The 18,128-nt window shown below is 28.5% G+C and carries 20 protein-coding genes and 1 tRNA gene; 7 read left to right on the plus strand and 14 right to left on the minus strand.

The window, feature by feature from the left end; genetic code table 11:
• Positions 1 to 39: 39 nt before the first annotated feature.
• From argH to pckA, 3 genes are read right to left on the minus strand one after another with little or no spacing between them, the layout of a single operon-like run.
• Positions 40 to 1,431, minus strand: a complete 1,392-nt coding sequence (gene argH / locus CURT_RS01780; protein WP_018712403.1) for an argininosuccinate lyase — start codon at positions 1,429 to 1,431, stop codon at positions 40 to 42.
• The gene (locus CURT_RS01785) at positions 1,432 to 2,763 is read right to left on the minus strand and encodes a CAP domain-containing protein (RefSeq protein WP_018712402.1); all 1,332 of its coding nucleotides are present in this window, start codon (positions 2,761 to 2,763) and stop codon (positions 1,432 to 1,434) included. It abuts the gene before it with no gap.
• Positions 2,738 to 4,315, minus strand: coding sequence for a phosphoenolpyruvate carboxykinase (ATP) (gene pckA, locus CURT_RS01790; RefSeq protein WP_018712401.1), 1,578 nt, complete (start codon positions 4,313 to 4,315; stop codon positions 2,738 to 2,740). Before pckA ends, CURT_RS01785 begins: the two co-directional genes overlap by 26 nt.
• A 224-nt stretch (positions 4,316 to 4,539) precedes the next feature.
• On the opposite strand from pckA, the gene CURT_RS01795 reads away from it, so the two are divergent.
• From CURT_RS01795 to CURT_RS01810, 4 genes are all read left to right on the plus strand, one after another.
• The gene (locus CURT_RS01795; RefSeq protein WP_018712400.1) at positions 4,540 to 5,235 is read left to right on the plus strand and encodes a thiol:disulfide interchange protein DsbA/DsbL; all 696 of its coding nucleotides are present in this window, start codon (positions 4,540 to 4,542) and stop codon (positions 5,233 to 5,235) included.
• A gap of 31 nt (positions 5,236 to 5,266) precedes the next feature.
• Complete coding sequence (gene dsbI / locus CURT_RS01800; RefSeq protein WP_018712399.1) at positions 5,267 to 5,932, plus strand: protein-disulfide oxidoreductase DsbI; 666 nt, start codon at positions 5,267 to 5,269, stop codon at positions 5,930 to 5,932.
• Between the two features lie 157 nt (positions 5,933 to 6,089).
• Entirely contained in the window at positions 6,090 to 6,434 is a 345-nt protein-coding gene (atpE, locus tag CURT_RS01805) for an ATP synthase F0 subunit C (protein WP_016645977.1), read from the plus strand.
• Positions 6,435 to 6,471: 37 nt separating this feature from the next.
• Positions 6,472 to 6,557, plus strand: a tRNA-Leu gene (locus tag CURT_RS01810).
• A gap of 24 nt (positions 6,558 to 6,581) precedes the next feature.
• Here the strand turns inward: CURT_RS01810 and CURT_RS01815 are convergent.
• From CURT_RS01815 to CURT_RS01850, 9 genes are all read right to left on the minus strand, one after another.
• On the minus strand, positions 6,582 to 7,466 hold the full coding sequence (locus CURT_RS01815) for a tyrosine-type recombinase/integrase (protein ID WP_018712398.1): 885 nt from the start codon (positions 7,464 to 7,466) through the stop codon (positions 6,582 to 6,584).
• A gap of 2 nt (positions 7,467 to 7,468) precedes the next feature.
• The gene (locus tag CURT_RS01820) at positions 7,469 to 8,899 is read right to left on the minus strand and encodes a replication endonuclease (RefSeq protein WP_018712397.1); all 1,431 of its coding nucleotides are present in this window, start codon (positions 8,897 to 8,899) and stop codon (positions 7,469 to 7,471) included.
• A 1-nt stretch (position 8,900) separates the two neighbouring features.
• Entirely contained in the window at positions 8,901 to 10,130 is a 1,230-nt protein-coding gene (locus CURT_RS01825; RefSeq protein ID WP_018712396.1) for a type II secretion system protein GspD, read from the minus strand.
• Positions 10,081 to 11,205: a zonular occludens toxin domain-containing protein gene (locus CURT_RS01830; RefSeq protein ID WP_018712395.1), complete on the minus strand. Its 1,125-nt coding sequence runs from the start codon at positions 11,203 to 11,205 to the stop codon at positions 10,081 to 10,083. The genes CURT_RS01825 and CURT_RS01830 overlap by 50 nt, the downstream gene beginning before the upstream one ends.
• 2 nt (positions 11,206 to 11,207) lie before the next feature.
• Positions 11,208 to 11,654, minus strand: a complete 447-nt coding sequence (locus CURT_RS01835; RefSeq protein WP_018712394.1) for a hypothetical protein — start codon at positions 11,652 to 11,654, stop codon at positions 11,208 to 11,210.
• Between the two features lie 14 nt (positions 11,655 to 11,668).
• Positions 11,669 to 13,021, minus strand: a complete 1,353-nt coding sequence (locus tag CURT_RS01840; protein ID WP_018712393.1) for a hypothetical protein — start codon at positions 13,019 to 13,021, stop codon at positions 11,669 to 11,671.
• Positions 13,022 to 13,199: 178 nt separating this feature from the next.
• Complete coding sequence (locus tag CURT_RS09340; protein WP_018712391.1) at positions 13,200 to 13,334, minus strand: hypothetical protein; 135 nt, start codon at positions 13,332 to 13,334, stop codon at positions 13,200 to 13,202.
• A gap of 136 nt (positions 13,335 to 13,470) precedes the next feature.
• Positions 13,471 to 13,707 carry a hypothetical protein gene (locus CURT_RS01845; RefSeq protein ID WP_018712390.1) on the minus strand — a complete coding sequence of 79 codons (237 nt, stop codon included), beginning with the start codon at positions 13,705 to 13,707 and terminating at the stop codon, positions 13,471 to 13,473.
• Positions 13,708 to 13,785: 78 nt separating this feature from the next.
• Positions 13,786 to 14,277 carry a hypothetical protein gene (locus CURT_RS01850; protein ID WP_018712389.1) on the minus strand — a complete coding sequence of 164 codons (492 nt, stop codon included), beginning with the start codon at positions 14,275 to 14,277 and terminating at the stop codon, positions 13,786 to 13,788.
• A 366-nt stretch (positions 14,278 to 14,643) separates the two neighbouring features.
• On the opposite strand from CURT_RS01850, the gene CURT_RS01855 reads away from it, so the two are divergent.
• Positions 14,644 to 14,844 (plus strand): hypothetical protein, encoded by a 201-nt coding sequence (locus tag CURT_RS01855; RefSeq protein ID WP_018712388.1) that lies wholly within the window; start codon positions 14,644 to 14,646, stop codon positions 14,842 to 14,844.
• A gap of 9 nt (positions 14,845 to 14,853) precedes the next feature.
• The gene (locus tag CURT_RS01860) at positions 14,854 to 15,402 is read left to right on the plus strand and encodes a hypothetical protein (RefSeq protein ID WP_018712387.1); all 549 of its coding nucleotides are present in this window, start codon (positions 14,854 to 14,856) and stop codon (positions 15,400 to 15,402) included.
• Between the two features lie 640 nt (positions 15,403 to 16,042).
• On the opposite strand, the gene CURT_RS01865 is transcribed toward CURT_RS01860, so the two are convergent.
• Positions 16,043 to 16,660, minus strand: a complete 618-nt coding sequence (locus CURT_RS01865) for a site-specific integrase (RefSeq protein WP_081617937.1) — start codon at positions 16,658 to 16,660, stop codon at positions 16,043 to 16,045.
• A 105-nt stretch (positions 16,661 to 16,765) separates the two neighbouring features.
• Between CURT_RS01865 and CURT_RS01870 the strand changes: the two genes are divergently transcribed.
• Positions 16,766 to 17,596: a transporter substrate-binding domain-containing protein gene (locus CURT_RS01870; protein ID WP_018712385.1), complete on the plus strand. Its 831-nt coding sequence runs from the start codon at positions 16,766 to 16,768 to the stop codon at positions 17,594 to 17,596.
• Positions 17,597 to 17,700: 104 nt separating this feature from the next.
• On the opposite strand, the gene CURT_RS01875 is transcribed toward CURT_RS01870, so the two are convergent.
• Entirely contained in the window at positions 17,701 to 18,060 is a 360-nt protein-coding gene (locus tag CURT_RS01875; protein WP_016645975.1) for a histidine triad nucleotide-binding protein, read from the minus strand.
• Between the last annotated feature and the right edge of the window lie 68 nt (positions 18,061 to 18,128).

The following is an 18,128-nucleotide window of genomic DNA, read 5'->3' on the forward strand; positions in this document are numbered from 1 at the left end:
TTCTAATTTATAATTTTTTACTTTTTTGCTTGTAAAAATTTAAATTTCATTAATTTTTAAAAACTCATCTATAAATTCAATTTGAACTAAAACGCTTTTATTTGCTGTTCCGCCAAAGTTTTTTCTAGCTTCTTTTGAGTTATGCAAGTCTAAAACTTTTAAAGCCTCTTCATCAAAAATTTCATTAACGCTTTGTAATTCTTTAAATGAAATTTGGCTTAAATCTACTCCTTTGCTTTCAGCCAATGCCACACATTTGCCAGTTATAAAATGAGCTTCTCTAAAAGGAATATTTTTTTTACTTACTAGATAATCAGCCAAATCAGTTGCGCTTAAATGTCCCATTTGGCAAGCTTTTTCCATATTTTCATTTTTAAATATAGCAGTTTTTAGCATTTCATTTAATATTATTAGTGATGAAGTAGCTGTTTTTACGCTATCAAAAACTCCTTCTTTATCTTCTTGCATATCTTTATTGTACGCTAGTGGTAAAGACTTCATAGTGGTTAAAAGTGATATCAAATTTCCATAAACTCTACCTGTTTTCCCGCGTATTAGCTCAGCTACATCAGGATTTTTCTTTTGTGGCATTATGCTTGAGCCTGTCGCAAACTTGTCGCTTATCTCAATAAATTTAAACTCTTGTGAACTCCATAAAATAAGCTCTTCGCAAAGTCTTGAAGTGTGCATAAAAACAACACTTATATTAAATAAAATTTCTAAAGCAAAATCTCTATCACTCACACTATCCATTGCATTTTGTGTTGGAGCAGTAAAATTTAATAATCTTGCTGTAATGTTTCTATCAGTTGGATGTGGTGTTCCTGCTAATGCACATGCTCCAAGCGGTAAAAAGTTATTTCTCTCAAAGCTATTTTGAAATCTTTCAAAATCTCTTTTAAACATATTTGCATAAGCCAATAGATGAAATGCAAGGCTAACTGGTTGAGCATGTTGAAGATGGGTAAAGCCAGGCATTAAAGTATTTAAATTTTTTTTAGCAATTTCGTTTAATGTTTTTATCAATTTAAGCAATAAATTAGAAATTTCTTTGTTTTTATTTAAGACAAACATCCTAAAATCAAGTGCAACTTGATCATTTCTGCTTCTTGCTGTGTGAAGTTTTCCACCTATTTCTTTGCCGATAATTTCACTTAGTCTTTTTTCAACAGCCATATGAATATCTTCATCTTCTATTTTAAATTCAAATTTGTTATTTTCAATCTCATTTAAAATTTGATTTAATCCATTGCAAATTTTATCTTTTTCATCATTTGTTAAAATGCCACATTCACAAAGCATTGTAGCGTGGGCTATTGAGCCGTTAATATCTTCTTTATATAAAGCTTTATCAAAACTAATTGAAGCATTAAAATCTTCTAAAAGTTTTGAACTTGCCTCTTTAAATCTTCCTTCCCACATTTTTTGCATTTATCTTCTCCTAATTATAAAAAATAAAGCTAAAACTATAACTAAAATAACGCCTAAATAAAGTTTATTTATGAAAAAACCACCAGAACTATTTGTAATATAGACAGTTATTTTTTTTCCATTATCTGTTTTTATAGTAAGTTTTGCATTTTTTGAGCCACTTAAATTTATATTTATTAAATTTGTATCAACTGACTCAATAAGTGGCTTTTTCATGAACCTATATGTTGTTTTATAGCTTGTAAAAACATCATTGCAATCATTAGGCTCAAAAAATATACTATACCACTTATTTGCCTCAACGCCTATTTTATCGCCATCTTTTACAATAAAATATGGAAATTTGGGTGAGGATGTTTTAAAACTCCATTCTAAGTTTTTTTCTTTATTATCTTGAATGTAAGAAAATAAAACTTTATAATCTTGATTAAACTTAAATACATCTTTTGAAAAAAATGCAAATTGAAATTCATTAAAAATAGAATTTGGATCATTTTGTTTAGTTAAAATTTTACTATTTTTAAGCTCATTTTCGTTTTCAAAAACCTTAAAACTTTTCATTTTTACAGGTTTTCTAAACTCATTAAATTCGATACTTACAGGATTTGCAGTAATTTTACACTCAGGCATCGGATCAGGAGTCTCTCTGCTAAAAAATGCTTTTGTTTGGCTGGAGTTTGGAAAATAAACATATTCGTTTCTATTAATTCTATTTAAAGAGTTATATTTATCCCCAGAAATTGCAACATTTTCATTTTTGCAAACTTTTGTGTAAAATTTACCATATCCATCATCAGATTTTGCCTTTTTACAAAAATCATTTAGTTTTGAATTTCCCATATTATAAACGAAATTTTGAGATTTTTCATCACCAAATTTGGCATATCCAATCTCGTTTATTTTTGTATCCAAAAAGCCAAAACGGTGATAAATAGCACTCATTAATCCATCAATTGAGGCAACTTCATCTTCTGCGCCAACTGACAAATTTTCACTAATTTGCGTAAAATATCCTACACTAAAAGCTCTATCTTTTGGGGTTGCGCCTGTGAAATTTGGCAAATTTGAAACTTCATTATGCGAATCGACCTTGTTTGTAAAAGTATATTTTGCATGATTTTGTGCTGAGGTTGTTAAAATATCATTTTTTGAAAGTGTGCTTAGATTTGAGTTAAGCCTTAAAGAATTTAAGTAGCTTAATGCATTATTTGAAACAACTCCACCAGTTGGTTCCAGTGGAGTTTTAAGATCTTTTTTATCATCACATGCACTTAGTAAAAAAAGCAGCGAGAAAGCAATTAAAAGCTTATAAATTTGGTCCAGCTTTTGCAAACTCAACGCCTTCTTTTACATCTTCATATCTTTTGAAATTTTCTATAAATCTTTTTGCTAAATTTAGTTTTAACTCGGCATATCTTTTTTTATCAGCCCAAGCGTTTATTGGGTTTAAAAGCTTTGTTTCAACGCCATTAAGCTCTTTTGGAATTAAGATATTAAAAATATCAAAATTTTCAAATTCACATTTATTTATACTTCCATCTAAAATAGCATTTATGCAAGTTCTTGTAGCTTTTATGCTCATTCTTTTGCCAATGCCGTATTCACCACCACTCCAGCCAGTGTTTACAAGATATACATTAACTTCGTGCTTATCTATTTTTTCACCTAAAAGTCTTGCATAGACTGTTGGGTGAAGTGGTAAAAATGCCTCTCCAAAACAAGCGCTAAATGTTGCAACTGGCTCAGTTATGCCTCTTTCAGTTCCTGCAACTTTTGCAGTATATCCACTTAAGAAATAATACATTGCTTGCTCTTTGTTTAGCTTTGCAACAGGCGGTAAAACACCAAATGCATCTGCTGTTAAAAAGATGATATTTTTAGGGTGATTTCCTTGTGAATTTTCTTTTCTATTCTTAATGTGAGTTATTGGATAACTTACTCTTGTGTTTTCTGTTTTACTGCCATTGCTATAGTCAACTTTTCCATTTTCATCAGCTACAACATTTTCTAAGAGTGCATTTTTTTTGATAGCTGCATAAATTTCAGGTTCACTTTTTGGATCTAAATTTATGCACTTTGCATAGCATCCACCTTCAAAATTAAATACGCCATCATCGTCCCAGCCATGCTCATCATCGCCTATTAATTGTCTATTTGAATCAGTTGAGAGAGTGGTTTTTCCAGTTCCGCTAAGTCCAAAAAATAAAGCTGTATCACCATCTTTACCAATGTTTGCAGAACAATGCATTGAAAGTTTTCCTTCTAGTGGAAGCCAATAGTTCATCATTGAAAAAATTCCTTTTTTCATCTCCCCACCATACCATGTTCCGCCAATTACAGCAATATTTTCCTCAATATTAAAAATGACAAAAACCTCACTATTAAGACCATCTTTTTTATACTCTTCATTCACGCATTTACAAGCGTTATACACTACAAATTCAGGATGAAATTCTTTTAGCTCCGCTTCGGTTGGACGGATAAACATATTTTTTACAAAATGTGCTTGCCACGCAACTTGAGTTACAAATCTAACGCTTTTTCTGCTTGAAATACTTGCACCACAAAACGCATCTTGGATATAAATTTCTGAGTTTGAAAGTTGAGATTTTGCTTTTTTATAAAGTTTATCAAAAAGTTCTTTTGAAATAGGTTTATTGATATTTCCCCAAGCAATATACTTTTGCGATGGGTCTTGCTTCACAAAATACTTATCTTTTGGGCTTCTTCCTGTAAAAATACCTGTATCAACCATAAAAGTCCCATTATCACTTACTCTACCTTCTTTGTTTTTAACTTCATGTTCGAAAAGTTTATCGTAGCTAAGATTGTGATATATCTCTTTTATGTTTGTAAGTCCTAGTTTGTCCAAGTCATTTACCATTTTTAAATCCTTTTTTAATAAATTTTTTATCTTATTTTTAAAACTTTTGTAAAATTATACCTAAAAATAGTCTTTATAAGGTAAAGCAATACTTTAATTTTATAAAATTTTATAAATTTATATGTATTGCAAATAAAATTTAGGTAAATTAAATTTGACTTTTTACCGAAAATATTATAAAATGTGAACTGAAATTTTCAAAAATATTTTTTAAGGAGTAATAAATGAAAATATCTTCAATTTTTAAAAGTGTTGCAAAATCAATTGCTGTTTTAGCTTTAGTAGTTGGCGTAGGAGCTAATGCTTTAGAAGAAGGAAAAGACTACGTTTTACTTGAAAGGGTTATTCCAAACGCTGAAGGAACAGTTATAAAAGCATTTAGTTATGATTGTCCATTTTGCTATAAGTATGATAAAGCAGTTACAAAACCAGTTATGGAAAAAGTTTCTGATATGAAATTTGTACCTTATCATTTAGCTACAAAAGGAGTTTTTGGTAAATATGGTAGTGAGGTTTTAGCTGTTGCAATTGCAAAAGATAATGCTGATGGAGTAAACTTATTAGATGATAAATCAAAATTTAAAAAAGCAAAATTTGCACTTTATAAAGCTTATCACGATAAAAAAGAAAGATGGGGAGCTGATGCAAGCAACCAAGCAAATGTAGATGCGTTTTTAAATACTGCTCTAGCAGCAGCAGGTATAGATAAGGCTGATTTTGAAGCTGCTTTAAACACTGACGAAGTTAAAAATATTTTAAATTCTTGGGGTATGGATAATAATGGAGATGCCTATATGATAGCAAAAGTTCAGGGTGTTCCTGCATTTGTTGTGGATGGAAAATATCTTATTAAAACAAGCGCTATTAAAGGTATAGATCAAATGGCTGATATGATCAAAGAACTTCATAGTATGAAATAGTAAATAAAATTTAACTTTAAGGATAAAATTAATGGGTTTATGGAAAAATTTTAAAAGTTCGCCAATAAATACAGTAGCAAGATGGCAAGACCAAAGATTTTTATGGCTAGTTATGTTTGTGGCTATGCTTGGTATGGTTTTATTAGCTCATAGTTTTTTTCAAAACTATTTACATATGGCACCTTGCGAACAATGTGTTTATATAAGATTTTCAATGCTTGTAATGGCGCTTGGTGGATTAATAGCTGCTATAAATCCAAAAAATGTAATTAATAAGTTAATAGGTTATATTTTTGGATTTTACGGTGCAATTATTGGCATTGGATATAGCGTTAAGCTTCGTGCTATTCATAAAGCTGTTCATTCAGATGATCCATTTGCTATGATGGGTATGCAAGGATGTTCGACAGATCCTAGCTTTCCTTTTGGGCTTCCGCTAGCAAAATGGGCACCTGATTGGTTTCAGCCAACTGGAGATTGTGGATATGATGCGCCAATTATTCCAGATGGTGTTACATTAAACTCAATTCAGGAATTTTTTACAAATCTTTACAGTGAGGGTTGGTATCTTATTCCATCTATGAAATTTGCTGATATGGCAACTTGTACATTATTGGCTTATATTGTTGCATTTGCACTTTTAGCTGTAATGTTTATTTGTTGGATAATAAATTTATTAAAAGCTAAAAAGGCATAAAATTAAGCGAGTGCATATAGTTAGTTGCACTCGCAAATTCTCAATTTTTAATCAATTTAAAAGCTTATTTTTTATATAATTATGTGTTTAAAGTTTTCTAAGTAGGGGAAATGATCCGAAAAGACTTTAAATAAAATAAATTTTTAAGGATTATCATATGAAAAAACTATTTTTTCTTATGTTTGCATTAGTTGGCTTTGCTTTTGGAGCTGACAATGAGCTGCTTGGCTCATATACAACTATAACTGCTTGCTCAGTTATTGGTGGTTCTATTGTTTTAGGAATTGCTGCATTAGGTGGTGCTTTAGGTATGGGAAATGCTGCTTCTGCAACTATTTCAGGAATAGCAAGAAACCCAAGCGTTTCTAACAAGCTTTCAACTACAATGTATATTTCTTTGGCTATGATTGAAGCTCAAGTTATTTATGCACTTGTAATTTGCTTTATTTTGCTTTTTGCAAACCCATTTGTTACAGACGCACTAAAAGCTGTAGCTAACTAATTTTTTACCCTGATTTTTCAGGGTAACTCCTTTTTATGCGATCATGGTGGAACTGGTAGACACGCTATCTTGAGGGGGTAGTGAGCCACGCTCATGCGAGTTCAAGTCTCGCTGATCGCACCATTAAAGAAAAAATTAAGAATACTTCTAATAAATGCTTACATCTCTTTTAAAATTATCGTTTTGATTAGCAAGAAATTTTACATATCTGTTAAAAACCATTTCAGTGGTATTATGTCCTAGTATATGGGCAAGTTCGTGCGGAGTTAATATCCTTTTTTTTAAAATATTTGTTGCAAATGTGTGCCTAGTAGTGTATAAATTTCTAAATTCTAAGTTTAGTTTTTTTAGTATTGGTTGCCAGTAATATTTTATTAATGCTCTTGATCCAGTGTAGGGTTTATCATATTGAGTTTTAAAAATATAATCTTTACTTTTGTTATAAATTTTATAATTTTCTAAAATTTTGTAAAGATCATCAAATATAGGAACACTCCTTATACTTCCTGTTGTTTTTGGGCTATGTTCTCCAAATTGACCCCTTGTAGATTTTATGTAAATTAATCTTTTTTCATAATCAATTAGATTAAATTTCAATGCTAAGATCTCGCCAGTTCTCATTCCTGTATAAAAAGCAATACACAAATAAAGATAAAATCTTTCATCTTTTTTCTTAGCTAATTTTAAAATTGATTTAACTTCTAAATCACTAAAAGGCTTTATTATTGGCTTAGCTGGGGGTTTAGGTTTAATATAGTGAGTTGGATTTTTAGATATTACTTCATCAAATTTAGCAAGATCAAAGATCTGATTTAAAACACTTTTATAGTCTTTTATTGTCTTATAAGTTAAAGTTTGGCTAAGAGTTGAAAGATATAGTTTTACTTCACTTACTTTTATGTTTTCAATTTCTCTATTTTTAAAAACTGCATTTATCTTTTTTGTGATATTTTTATATTTATACCGCGTTGCTGGTTTCCAGCTTGGATATCCAATTTTTAAAAACAAATTTGAATAATGATGAAATTTCATATTTAAAAATCCAAAAACATTTTTTCTTTATCAATAAATTTATTATAAAGTTCATCGCTATCACCGATATAATGATAAGTTGTTTCGCCTGTAAAATTATTTAGATCACGATCCAGCATTTCATTTTCTAAAATAGCTAATTTTACGGGATTGTTAAACTCATCATTGTAAAAGTTTGTAAGATATAAATACTCTTGCACTATTTCAAAATCACTCATAGTATAGTAATTTTTTTCTTTTACATTATCATATCTATAAAAGTGCTGAAGCTCTTTTTTACTCATTGCCATATTTCTACTAACTGATTTATTGTATTGTCTTAAATCTTTTGCTTTTGCAGTTGGTTTTTGTAGTTTTGCTTGAAGTCCATTAATGCCTATTTCTTTATCAGGTAAAACAAGCTTAACGCTTTGATTACGCTTATAAGCTACGTAATGTATAGTTTCATAAAAACCATTAATAGATACTATAATAGCGTCTATTGTAAAGTCAGTTGAGAGCATTTTTTCACCACTAGCCATTTTAAAAGGATCAGCAATTAAATCACAACTTATATAACCATTGTTATATAAATTTGTCATTTCTTCTAGATCTTGTAAAAAATCTCTTCCTTTGATTTTTCTATAAAAGTGCATGGGTAAAAGCGTTCTACTAGTTGAAAAACGCCTTATTTTATTGTAGATATACCAATAAGCTATATCGCTTAACTCTCCATTTTTTCCGTTTATAAAGGTTTTTAAAACATATTTTAAAAGATAGGCTACAACTCCGCCGATATTTCCTTTAAATTCTGTTTTTATATCTGTTTTTGTTTTAAAATATCTTTTGGCTAGTTTTACAAATCTTTCTTTATATTTACTTGGTATAAATAAAACAATATGAGCGTGACAACTACCATCTAAAAAAGGCTCATAAGTTCTTAAAAAAATCATTCTTTCTTTAAATTCTTTTTTAATATCTTTAAAAATACCGTGATTTAAAAATCTACGCCAAACATCTGTTAAATACTCCCTACTTTTTTGTATATAGTATTTATCGCCGTTAAATTTAGGATTATCAACAAGCTTATAAGTGTCTTTAGATTTTAGTTTTACTTGCTTTAAAGGTTTCAAATAGCTAGGCGGTGTAAGAGTGATAAAAATAGGTGTATCAAAGCCTTTATTTTTAGCAATTTTACGCATTGTATTAATACGGTTATATAATTCTGCGTGATATTTTTGTGGTTGAATATTTGCAGCCATAGAACAATCAAATAAGGTAACTTCATTTACTCCATCAATTTCAATGTAAGAGTTTTTTAAATAATTGATATTTTTTTCAAGCTGGTTTTTAACAATAGATCTTATTTTAGGTGTAACACCGTAAGCAAAATTTAACTTTTCAAAATGAGAATTAAAAAGGTAAAATTTGCTATCTTTTTTATAAACATTCATTTTAAATCGCCTCTATTGTGATCGTTAAAACATTAGATGATTTTTTTGTAAATTCATAACTGAAAAGATATTTTAAAAGCCAAATATCTTTTAAAATAGGTATTCCACTTCTGTATTTAAAATCGTTTTCTTGATTGATACCTGATAAAACTAATACATCACCTTTATTAAGAGTATAATTACTTCTTAATTCTTTTTTCTTTGTAACTGGAGTTAAAGAATTTTGATCTAATAAACTATCAAATACCAAATGCAGATCAAAATCTATATAATCATCAAAAATAACTGGTTTTATAGTAAGCTTTAAGCCTACATCTCTATACTCGTAAGAGTTTTGTGAGCTAGTGCCTGATTGTGTGTATTTTGAATTTGTAATCAAATATGGAATATTTTCAACAACACTAAAATAAACACTTGTATTACTTTTAGCAGTTAAAAATGGCGAACTTTTTATTTTACTTATGTTATTAGTATCTAAGAAATTTAACACTCCATAGAATTTATCTTTTTTAGATCGTATAACATTAGTAGTTAAATTATAAGGAGCAGATATTAAATTTGCAAAAAATGAAAGATCGTTTCTATCAATAACTTTTAATAAACTATTTAATTCAGTGCCTAAATTTCTAGCATTGTTAAGATCTGTTTCAAGTATTGTTATTTTAAAAGTGATCTGATCTAATTTTTTCTCATCAAGGCTATTTATTGCCTCTAAAATCTGTGAATAAATTTCATCATTTGCTAAAAATGATACTGCGTTATCTTTTGCAATATAAGTGCAATTCTTATCTAAATTTAATAAAATATCTGAAATCTCTAAGTAAGAGTTATTTTTTAATTTTACATACCTTAGTTTATCTTTTGTGATATCATCTTCAACATAACTCTTAAAACCTACAGAGTTACCACCTTTTAAATAATCTTCAAAGTCGATATACTCTTTTTCTTGCTTTGACCTATAAGGATCATAAACAAAATAAAAACCTTTCTTAGATGTTAAAAGTTTTAAGCCTTTTAATTCAAGCATTTTTTTAAATACTTCAAGGCTTGGAAGTGGTTCATTATCTTTAGTATAAAAATAAAAGCTATTTAATTCAATATCGCCACTAATTAAAATTTGGGCGTTGTTATGAACTGCTACAGCATCAGCAAAATTATAAAGGTTAATTTCGTGTTGTCTGCTAAAGCTTAAAGTTGTTAAAAGTAGAATTGTTAAAACTATCTTTTTCATTTTCGGATACTCCTTTTTTTGTTTTTAAAAAATCAAATACAGGATCTTTAAAAACATAAACATAAATTTGCATATTTTTAAAACTTGATATTTCTTTAGCGTAAACAGGATCTGAACTTAAAACGATATTTGAAACTATGTCATGAGGGTAAAATTCTTTTTCATCTTTTAAGTTGCAATATCCTTTTAAGCAGTAAAAAACATATACAAAGTTATATTTACTTTCGAAATTTAAATCTTGATTTTTTTCAACTGGTTTTAAAAAATCATTTGTAGATAAATCAGTTTGTTGATCTGATATAGCAGGTTCATTTTTAGGAACATCTTTTAAAAGAACTTTGTTTATAAAAAACTTAAAACCGATAAAAAGTAAAATAAAAATCATAATGCCAATAACTATAAGTTGTCTGATAAAGCTTTTAGTAGAAGTTTTATCGCCTGAATGATAAAGAGCAAATACTTCAGGCAGTATTGGTATATGAATACCCTTGCGATTAACTAAATCTTTATCATAAAGCTTATAACTTGAAAATTGTTGGTATCTAAATTTGTTTTTAAATAGCCTTAGTTGGGCGGGAATTGCTTTATAAAAATATTCTGCTATTGATTTATAACCTGTTGCTATAAGGCTGAAATCTTGAGTTATTAAAATGATATCTTGGTATAAATGCCTGTGATAAGTTAGCCACCATTTTAAAACTTCATCTTCTTTATCATTTAAAAAGTTATGTGCTTCATCTAAAACGATTAAAACCTGATAAAGGTCTAATTCTTTAGCTTTTTCAATAAGAAGTGTGTCATCTTTACCATCAACACTTTTATAAACTTGATATAAAATGTTTAATTTGAAATTAAAATCTATATTGTCAAATGGAATAAAGTTATCTTTTAACTCAAATTTAAACTGGTTTATATTTGTGTATAAAAACAGATATTTACTTTTTTTAGGTGCTTGTTTTTTAAAATTTAAAAAACCTTTTTTCTTTGGTTCTTCTAAAAATTCTTTATAGATTTGATAAACTGCAAAGTAGCTTTTACCACTTCCTGGAATGCCTGTTATATATGAAATAGCCATTTTTAAATCTTTGCAATAATTAAAGAAAGTATTGAATTTCTTAAAGATAAGAAAAATTTAGTGCCAACAGCATAACCAACAGAAACAAAAACTAAAGAAACAATAGGCTTAAATAAATTTATAACATCATTTAAGGCTTGAAAAAACAAAGCAGATCCAAAAATGTCTCTTGTCAAGTTAGCAACTTCAGAACTTGTATTTTTAAAACTTAAAACATTAATAAAATCATCTATAAAACCATAAGTTTCAAGTAAAATTTTAATTACTAAGCCATAATATAGAATAGTAATAGTAAGTATAAAACCATTTATCCAAACAATAGCCCAATAAGTTACAAATTTAGTTAAAAACCATAATGCACCACTTTTTATAAATCTATATATAAAAAGTATGCCAGTAGCAATGCCAGAGATAATACTAGGTAAAGCACCAACTAAAGGTAAAGCCATTTATTTATCTCCTTTTAAAATATTTTAAATAGTGCAAAAATAACAAATCTTAAAAAAATATAAAAGAAAGTTACATAAAAAACAAGATAAGTAACGCTATTAATTTTACATATCATTTCACAAGGATTGATCTCTATTTGAATAGATTTAAAGCCTAAATTTAAAGGCTTGGAATATAAACAATTACAAGTTTTATAATTACTAATATTTACGCCTAAAGGATTTTTTAATTTAGATATTGCACTATCTAAACTACTTTTAAATTTCAATCCTTCATTTTTTATATCTTTAATAATTGTCTCAGTTGATTTTTTAATTTCAGACATTCCATCTGAAAGCTGTTTTAAAATATTTTCACCATCTTTAACCTGAAAATCTAAATCTTTTTTATCAAAATCTTCATAATCCTTACTGTCTAAAAGATCGTCTAGCCTATCTTTAATTTTTTTTAAATTTTCATTGTTGAAATCATTACCACTTGAATTGTCATCAGGCTTAGGAACTGGCGGAGTATCTGAATCATGGTCATAATCTCCACCTTTTCCATCATCTCCACCTTTTCCATCATCTCCGCCTTTTCCATCATCTCCACCTTTTCCATCATCTCCACCTTTTCCATCATCTCCGCCTTTTCCATCATCTCCGCCTTTTCCATCATCTCCGCCTTTTCCATCATCAGGCTTATTATATGGATAATAAGAAGAGCAAACATCTTCATCAGATAAAGCAATAGAGCCAGTATCACATTCCAATACACAAGAATATTTATCATCACAATAAGTTTTTTTATTAAAGGCATCATAACAATTAAGACCCAAAGAATTAGGATCATTAGTTATTACTGAATAAGTTTTTGAAGAGCCGAATAAATTTATAGCTTCTTTAAAATTACCAAAGCCACCAGATAAACAAAGGTTAACATCACACTGTTTAGTTTCAGGGTTATAAATTTCATTTTCTTGACATTCTTTTATACACTGTCTAGAGCCTAAATCTATAATATAACCTTCAGGGCATTCAGTAAGACATCTATCAACTTCTTTTACAGAATAAGCTTTTAAATTTCCAGAATAAACATCATAATAAAAATAAGCTTTATTTATATGGTCGTAAAACTTTCCACCAGCATAACCACAATTACCAACATTATAATCTTCAATTAAATCAACAACTATAAAACTTTGATTAGAATGTCGATAAGTACTAAAACATAACTGATCTGTATAGGCTTCATTGCGAGATGAAACAGATTCCCTTTTAGAACTAGTTAAATACTTATCATTTCTATCTTTTGGGGTGCAATCTGCAAAAAGATTAAAATTTAATAATATGAAAAATATAGATATAAATTTAAATATAGGTTTCATTTGTAAAGCCTTAAGGATACTATAGAAAACATTTTTACCACTTTCTAGTAAAAAGAACTAAAACTAAAAAAAGGGAAACTGTCCCTAAATTAAAATAAAAAAATAAAGAGAAAAAATAATCAAAACTTTTAACACCTGTTAAGGTTAGAGCTGTAAATTCCATTTTTTTATCTCCTTATTATTTTATTTGACTTATGAAAAGTAAAAGCATAAAAGTTAAAGTAAAACCGCATAAAATACCACTTAAAGCCATCATTTCATTATATTTATCTACGCTTAAACCTGTCATCTCTAAAATCTGCATAGAGTTCATTTATAAGCCTTATTTGTGGAATAGATCTAACACAGCATTAATAATTTTTACACTAAATAAAGCTACAATAATCACAGCTATATAACTATTAGTAAAAAGTATAAGTTTAGTTAGATCTATTCCCATAGTGCAACTCTTATCTGCCAAAAAGACCGATTACTCTTCTTACGCACCAAAAAGCACCAAGAGCACCAAGGATAATAGCTGCTCCGGACATAAATGGAGCAGGGTCAATAGATCCAGTCATTACACCAGTAGCAGGATCAACAGTTACACCAGCAGCGTTTGCACTAGATACACCAACTAAACCAGCCACAGCAAGTGTGCCAACTTTAGCTTTTGTTGATTTGAAAAAGTTTTTTAACTTATTCATATCGAACTCCTTTATTTGGATTTGAGTTTATTTTTATAAACTCTATCAAGCCTATTTTTTTAATAGGCTTTGTAGAATTTATTTAGTAGTTTTAGGTTTTTCAAATTCATTAATAAAAACTTGTAGATCAAAGTTTTCATCAATATTTACCTGAGAACAATTTTTAACGATATTTCTAACATTGTTTTTGAATTCAAAAACTGGCATTTCTTCACCTACTGGTAAAGTGATGAACTTTTTACCTACAAAATTATCAGTAAAGAATTTCCTAACTTTATCGGCTGTGAGTTTTTGATCTAAAAGATATTGCATAGGAAATTTTACATATAAGGTTTTTACTGTTGCGTTATCTTGGCTTACTTCGCCTAATTCGTTTATGCTTTGATAAGTTGATTTATATGTTGATACTAATTGAAACCAAAAGGTTTTTTTACCTTGTTCATCTATATCGTTGCTAGAATTTGCTTGAATAGGGAAAAATGTTATATATGAAAATCTTTTGAACTGATTGTCAAAACTAAAGGTTAAATTTGTGTTTTTTTCGATGTAGTTTAAAACTGCACTTGACATAGGATACTCCTTATTTTTATTTTTGATACTTTTAGATTTATTTTAAAGTAGGGCGGAGTATCCTTACCACCCTACTAAAAAGTTTAATGACTTTTTTAGGTCAATACCTTTTAAGGTATGTGCATAACTTAACGCCCCGTTATCTCCCTACAGATCTCTACTCTCTGGCGGAGTGGTCAGTTAAGGGTTAAATTTGCTTAAATTTGTTAGAATTGTGTTGAAATGATTAACAAAATTTAAGCTGATAAAAGATTACGCACAACTATTGTGCAAATCTTTAAAAAGATATTACCTAATATTTTCTTAATGTATCCTTTATCCGCATAAATATTGTGCAAAAAATTTAAAATTTAAAGATATATGCCTATGAATAGACAAGAATTAGCAAAGCTTTTAAATGTAAGTAGAAATACATTAACAAACTGGGAAAAAGAAAAACCCGAATTAATAAGATTAATTAATCAAGGTTTGGCATTAGATGAGCAAATAGAAGAAACAAAAAAATACCTTGAAAAATTAGAAAACATAAAGCAAAGAGCATTAATTTCTAAAAAGATAAATTTATAAAGGTAAAAAATGAAAAAAGTATCCATATTTTTATTATTTATAGCATTATTAAAAGCACAAGATTATAGCCTAGATGTAGGAAAAGCTGTATCCGATGGAATGAAACAAGGAATTCAACTACTAGGTAAAGAAATGCTAAATATAGCAACTGGAAACAAGCAAGTTGATGAACAAAAAGAAAAAGAAAAATTTAAAGAAAAAATTAACAAATTCGATAATTTAAAAATTGAAGGTGAATGGACTTTAACAATGGATAGGGTAATAACAAGTTTTTTAAATTATACGGCACAAGAATGGAAATTTAAATTTAAAAATGATAGATCGTTTTATATGTTTGATAAAAAACAAGATTACTTATGGAAATATGAAAACGATAATATACAATTAGAAAGAATAAATAAAACAAAATGGGATAAAAACATAGAAATCAAATTTGAAGAATATAAAGGCGATTATTGTTACAAAGTTTCATACAATGAAGCAGAAGCTACAATGTGTAAAACAAAAGGTGAAAGATTTAAAGATAAAAGTAAAGCTATAAAAATAGAAATGTATTAATTTTTTTTACTGCTTACATTAGTATATAAGGACACAAGAGCGGTGCTTTTGTTCGTGCGTCCGCAAAGCGTCCGCACTCACCCACGCACCGCACCGCCACCCTTAAATTTAAACTCAAATTTTAAAAGGTTTTATTTTAGTTTTAATAGGTTTTTTAAGTTTAGTTTTAGTTTTGATTTTAGTTTTAATATTTTTTATTTTGTTTTCTTTTTGGGCGTTCCCCTACGGGTCGGGCTTTTCGCTTGTATCTTTTTCGCTGGGGCGAAAAAGGATACCGCTACAATCCCTAACGCGGGGTCTTAGTGCTTTTTATGGTCTTATGAAAATTATAAATTTTTAAGTGAATTTATATTTTTTTAATTACGCTTGGTAGGGGCAGGCTTTATCCGTTCGTTCGCCAAGCGGGGGCGAACTCACCGCCTGCGGTGTGGCTTGTTTTTTAGGTGTCTAAAAAACTACGCCACGATTTGCGATATTGTCGCTTTGCTCCATCGCAAATCAAACACTTTTAGGAGGGAAAAGAGGGTTTTGTTTTTTAAAGTTACATAAGAAAAATAATATACAATAGATAAAAAATATTTATATGTGTAATGTTCAAGTCTCGCTGATCGCACCATTAAAGAAAAAATTAAGAATACTTCTAATAAATGCTTACATCTCTTTTAAAATTATCATTTTGATTAGCAAGAAATTTAACATATCTATTAAAAACCATTTCAGTAGTATTATGTCCTAGTATATGGGCTAATTCGTGCGGTGTTAATATTCCTTTTTTTAATATATTTGTTGCAAATGTGTGTCTAGTAGTATATAAATTTCTAAATTCTAAGTTTAGTTTTTTTAGTATGGGCTGCCAGTAATATTTTATTAATGCCCTTGATCCAGTATAAGGCTTATTATATTGAGTTTTAAAAATGTAGTCTTTACTTTTGTTATAAATTTTATACTTTTCTAAAACCTTATAAAGATCATCAAATATAGGAATACTTCTTATACTTCCTATTGTTTTTGGGCTATGCTCTCCAAATTGACCCCTTGTAGATTTTATATAAATTACTCTTTTTTCATAATCAATTAGATTAAATTTCAATGCTAAGATCTCGCCAGTTCTCATTCCTGTATAAAAAGCAATACATAAATAAAGATAAAATCTTTCATCTTTTTTCTTAGCTAATTTTAAAATTGATTTAACTTCTAAATCATTAAAAGGCTTTATTATTGGCTTAGCTGGGGGTTTGGGTCTAGAAAAATCGAATATATATTAAATTTACAATATATACATATAAATATTTATTATAAATAAATAATAAAAATGATAAAATTAGCTGGATGTTTTAAATAAATAAAAATTAGGAGGAGTAAAATGCGAAAATTGTCAATCGTTTTTTTATTAAGTTTGTTGGTTTGTCAACTCTATGCAAATTCTCTAAATGAGATTTTATCAAAAAAAGAGATTAGAATTGGCGTTAGAAAAGATTTTCCACCACTTGGCTTGTTAAAAGATGGAAAGCTTGAAGGTTTTGAAATTTTACTTGCAGAAAAAATAGGCAATAGAATTTTAAATAATCAAGGCAATGTAGTTTTTGTGCCAATAAGCGGTAAGGAAAGAATTCCTATGCTTAAAGAAAATCAAATAGATCTTGCAATAGCGGGTATGGCTATAACACAGCAAAGAGAAGAGGAAATTGATTTTTCCACCCCATATCTAACAACAAATATGTCTATAGTTTCGAAAAAATCAAAACAAATTAAAAAATTATCTGATTTTAAAGGTAAAACATTGCTCGTTGTCCCTGGTACAACCTCAAGTGAATATGTTGATAAAGAAAAATTAATGTTTTCAGATATAAATATAAAATCGTGCACAGGATTGCAGGATTGTTTTGATAAGTTAAAGTCTGGAGAAGCTGATGGATATTTTCATGCTGTTTTAGCTCTTGGGGTTTTGCCAGTTTTAGATTCAAATTACGAGTTGAGTGTTAAAATGGTGGGCAATACAGATATGGTTGCTGTAGGAGTAGAAAAGGGAAATACTGAATTATTAAAAGCTGTAAATAAGGAGATTTTAAATCTTGCAAAAGAAGATTTTTTCAAAGACGCTTATAATAACACTTTCAAGGTATATTATCGTGGGCTTTTAGATAAAAAATATTTTCTCCTAGATGATATTTATAATTTTCTAATGACTAATTAGTAAATGATATGTCATAAATCATTTCAAATTTATGGTTTATGACATAAATTCATCTATCAAAATATTAAATAATCAGATATTTTCATTTTAATTAATAAATAAAATCAAAACTCATCTTTTGCGTTAAATCCTGCTGAATTATCCCACGCAAGTTTTGCACCTGCAAGTAAATGAAAATGAAGATGCATAACTTCTTGTCCGCCATTTTCTCCGCAGTTATTTATAAGTCTATATCCTGTTTTATCAACGCCCATTTTTTTAGCAACTTCTTGGATAAATTCAGTCATTTTAACCATAATTTTTGGATCTGTTTCTTGAAAGTTTTTATAGCATTTTTTTGGGATTATTAATATATGGATTGGAGCTTTTGGGTTTATATCGTGAAATGCTAAAAATTCATCATTTTCTAAAACTTTATTACTAGGAATTTCTCCATCAACTATTTTTTCAAAAATATTTTTCATGCCAATACCTTTTTTGTAAATTTAGGGTATTATAACCAAAATTACGGAATTTAGGAGAAATTTTACTT

This window comes from Campylobacter ureolyticus, assembly GCF_013372225.1.
GTDB classification, from domain to species: domain Bacteria; phylum Campylobacterota; class Campylobacteria; order Campylobacterales; family Campylobacteraceae; genus Campylobacter_B; species Campylobacter_B ureolyticus.

Excerpts from the sequence above, each read along its gene's own strand:
- CURT_RS09340 (WP_018712391.1), bottom strand. The coding sequence starts at position 13,334 with ATGAACTCTATGCAGATTTTAGAGATGACAGGTTTAAGCGTAGATAAA.
- CURT_RS01835 (WP_018712394.1), bottom strand. The coding sequence starts at position 11,654 with ATGGCTTTACCTTTAGTTGGTGCTTTACCTAGTATTATCTCTGGCATT.
- argH (WP_018712403.1), bottom strand. The coding sequence starts at position 1,431 with ATGCAAAAAATGTGGGAAGGAAGATTTAAAGAGGCAAGTTCAAAACTT.
- CURT_RS01870 (WP_018712385.1), top strand. The coding sequence starts at position 16,766 with ATGCGAAAATTGTCAATCGTTTTTTTATTAAGTTTGTTGGTTTGTCAA.
- CURT_RS01815 (WP_018712398.1), bottom strand. The coding sequence starts at position 7,466 with ATGAAATTTCATCATTATTCAAATTTGTTTTTAAAAATTGGATATCCA.
- CURT_RS01795 (WP_018712400.1), top strand. The coding sequence starts at position 4,540 with ATGAAAATATCTTCAATTTTTAAAAGTGTTGCAAAATCAATTGCTGTT.
- CURT_RS01850 (WP_018712389.1), bottom strand. The coding sequence starts at position 14,277 with ATGTCAAGTGCAGTTTTAAACTACATCGAAAAAAACACAAATTTAACC.
- CURT_RS01840 (WP_018712393.1), bottom strand. The coding sequence starts at position 13,021 with ATGAAACCTATATTTAAATTTATATCTATATTTTTCATATTATTAAAT.
- CURT_RS01830 (WP_018712395.1), bottom strand. The coding sequence starts at position 11,205 with ATGGCTATTTCATATATAACAGGCATTCCAGGAAGTGGTAAAAGCTAC.
- CURT_RS01855 (WP_018712388.1), top strand. The coding sequence starts at position 14,644 with ATGAATAGACAAGAATTAGCAAAGCTTTTAAATGTAAGTAGAAATACA.
- pckA (WP_018712401.1), bottom strand. The coding sequence starts at position 4,315 with ATGGTAAATGACTTGGACAAACTAGGACTTACAAACATAAAAGAGATA.
- CURT_RS01820 (WP_018712397.1), bottom strand. The coding sequence starts at position 8,899 with ATGAATGTTTATAAAAAAGATAGCAAATTTTACCTTTTTAATTCTCAT.
- CURT_RS01825 (WP_018712396.1), bottom strand. The coding sequence starts at position 10,130 with ATGAAAAAGATAGTTTTAACAATTCTACTTTTAACAACTTTAAGCTTT.
- CURT_RS01860 (WP_018712387.1), top strand. The coding sequence starts at position 14,854 with ATGAAAAAAGTATCCATATTTTTATTATTTATAGCATTATTAAAAGCA.
- dsbI (WP_018712399.1), top strand. The coding sequence starts at position 5,267 with ATGGGTTTATGGAAAAATTTTAAAAGTTCGCCAATAAATACAGTAGCA.
- atpE (WP_016645977.1), top strand. The coding sequence starts at position 6,090 with ATGAAAAAACTATTTTTTCTTATGTTTGCATTAGTTGGCTTTGCTTTT.
- CURT_RS01845 (WP_018712390.1), bottom strand. The coding sequence starts at position 13,707 with ATGAATAAGTTAAAAAACTTTTTCAAATCAACAAAAGCTAAAGTTGGC.
- CURT_RS01875 (WP_016645975.1), bottom strand. The coding sequence starts at position 18,060 with ATGAAAAATATTTTTGAAAAAATAGTTGATGGAGAAATTCCTAGTAAT.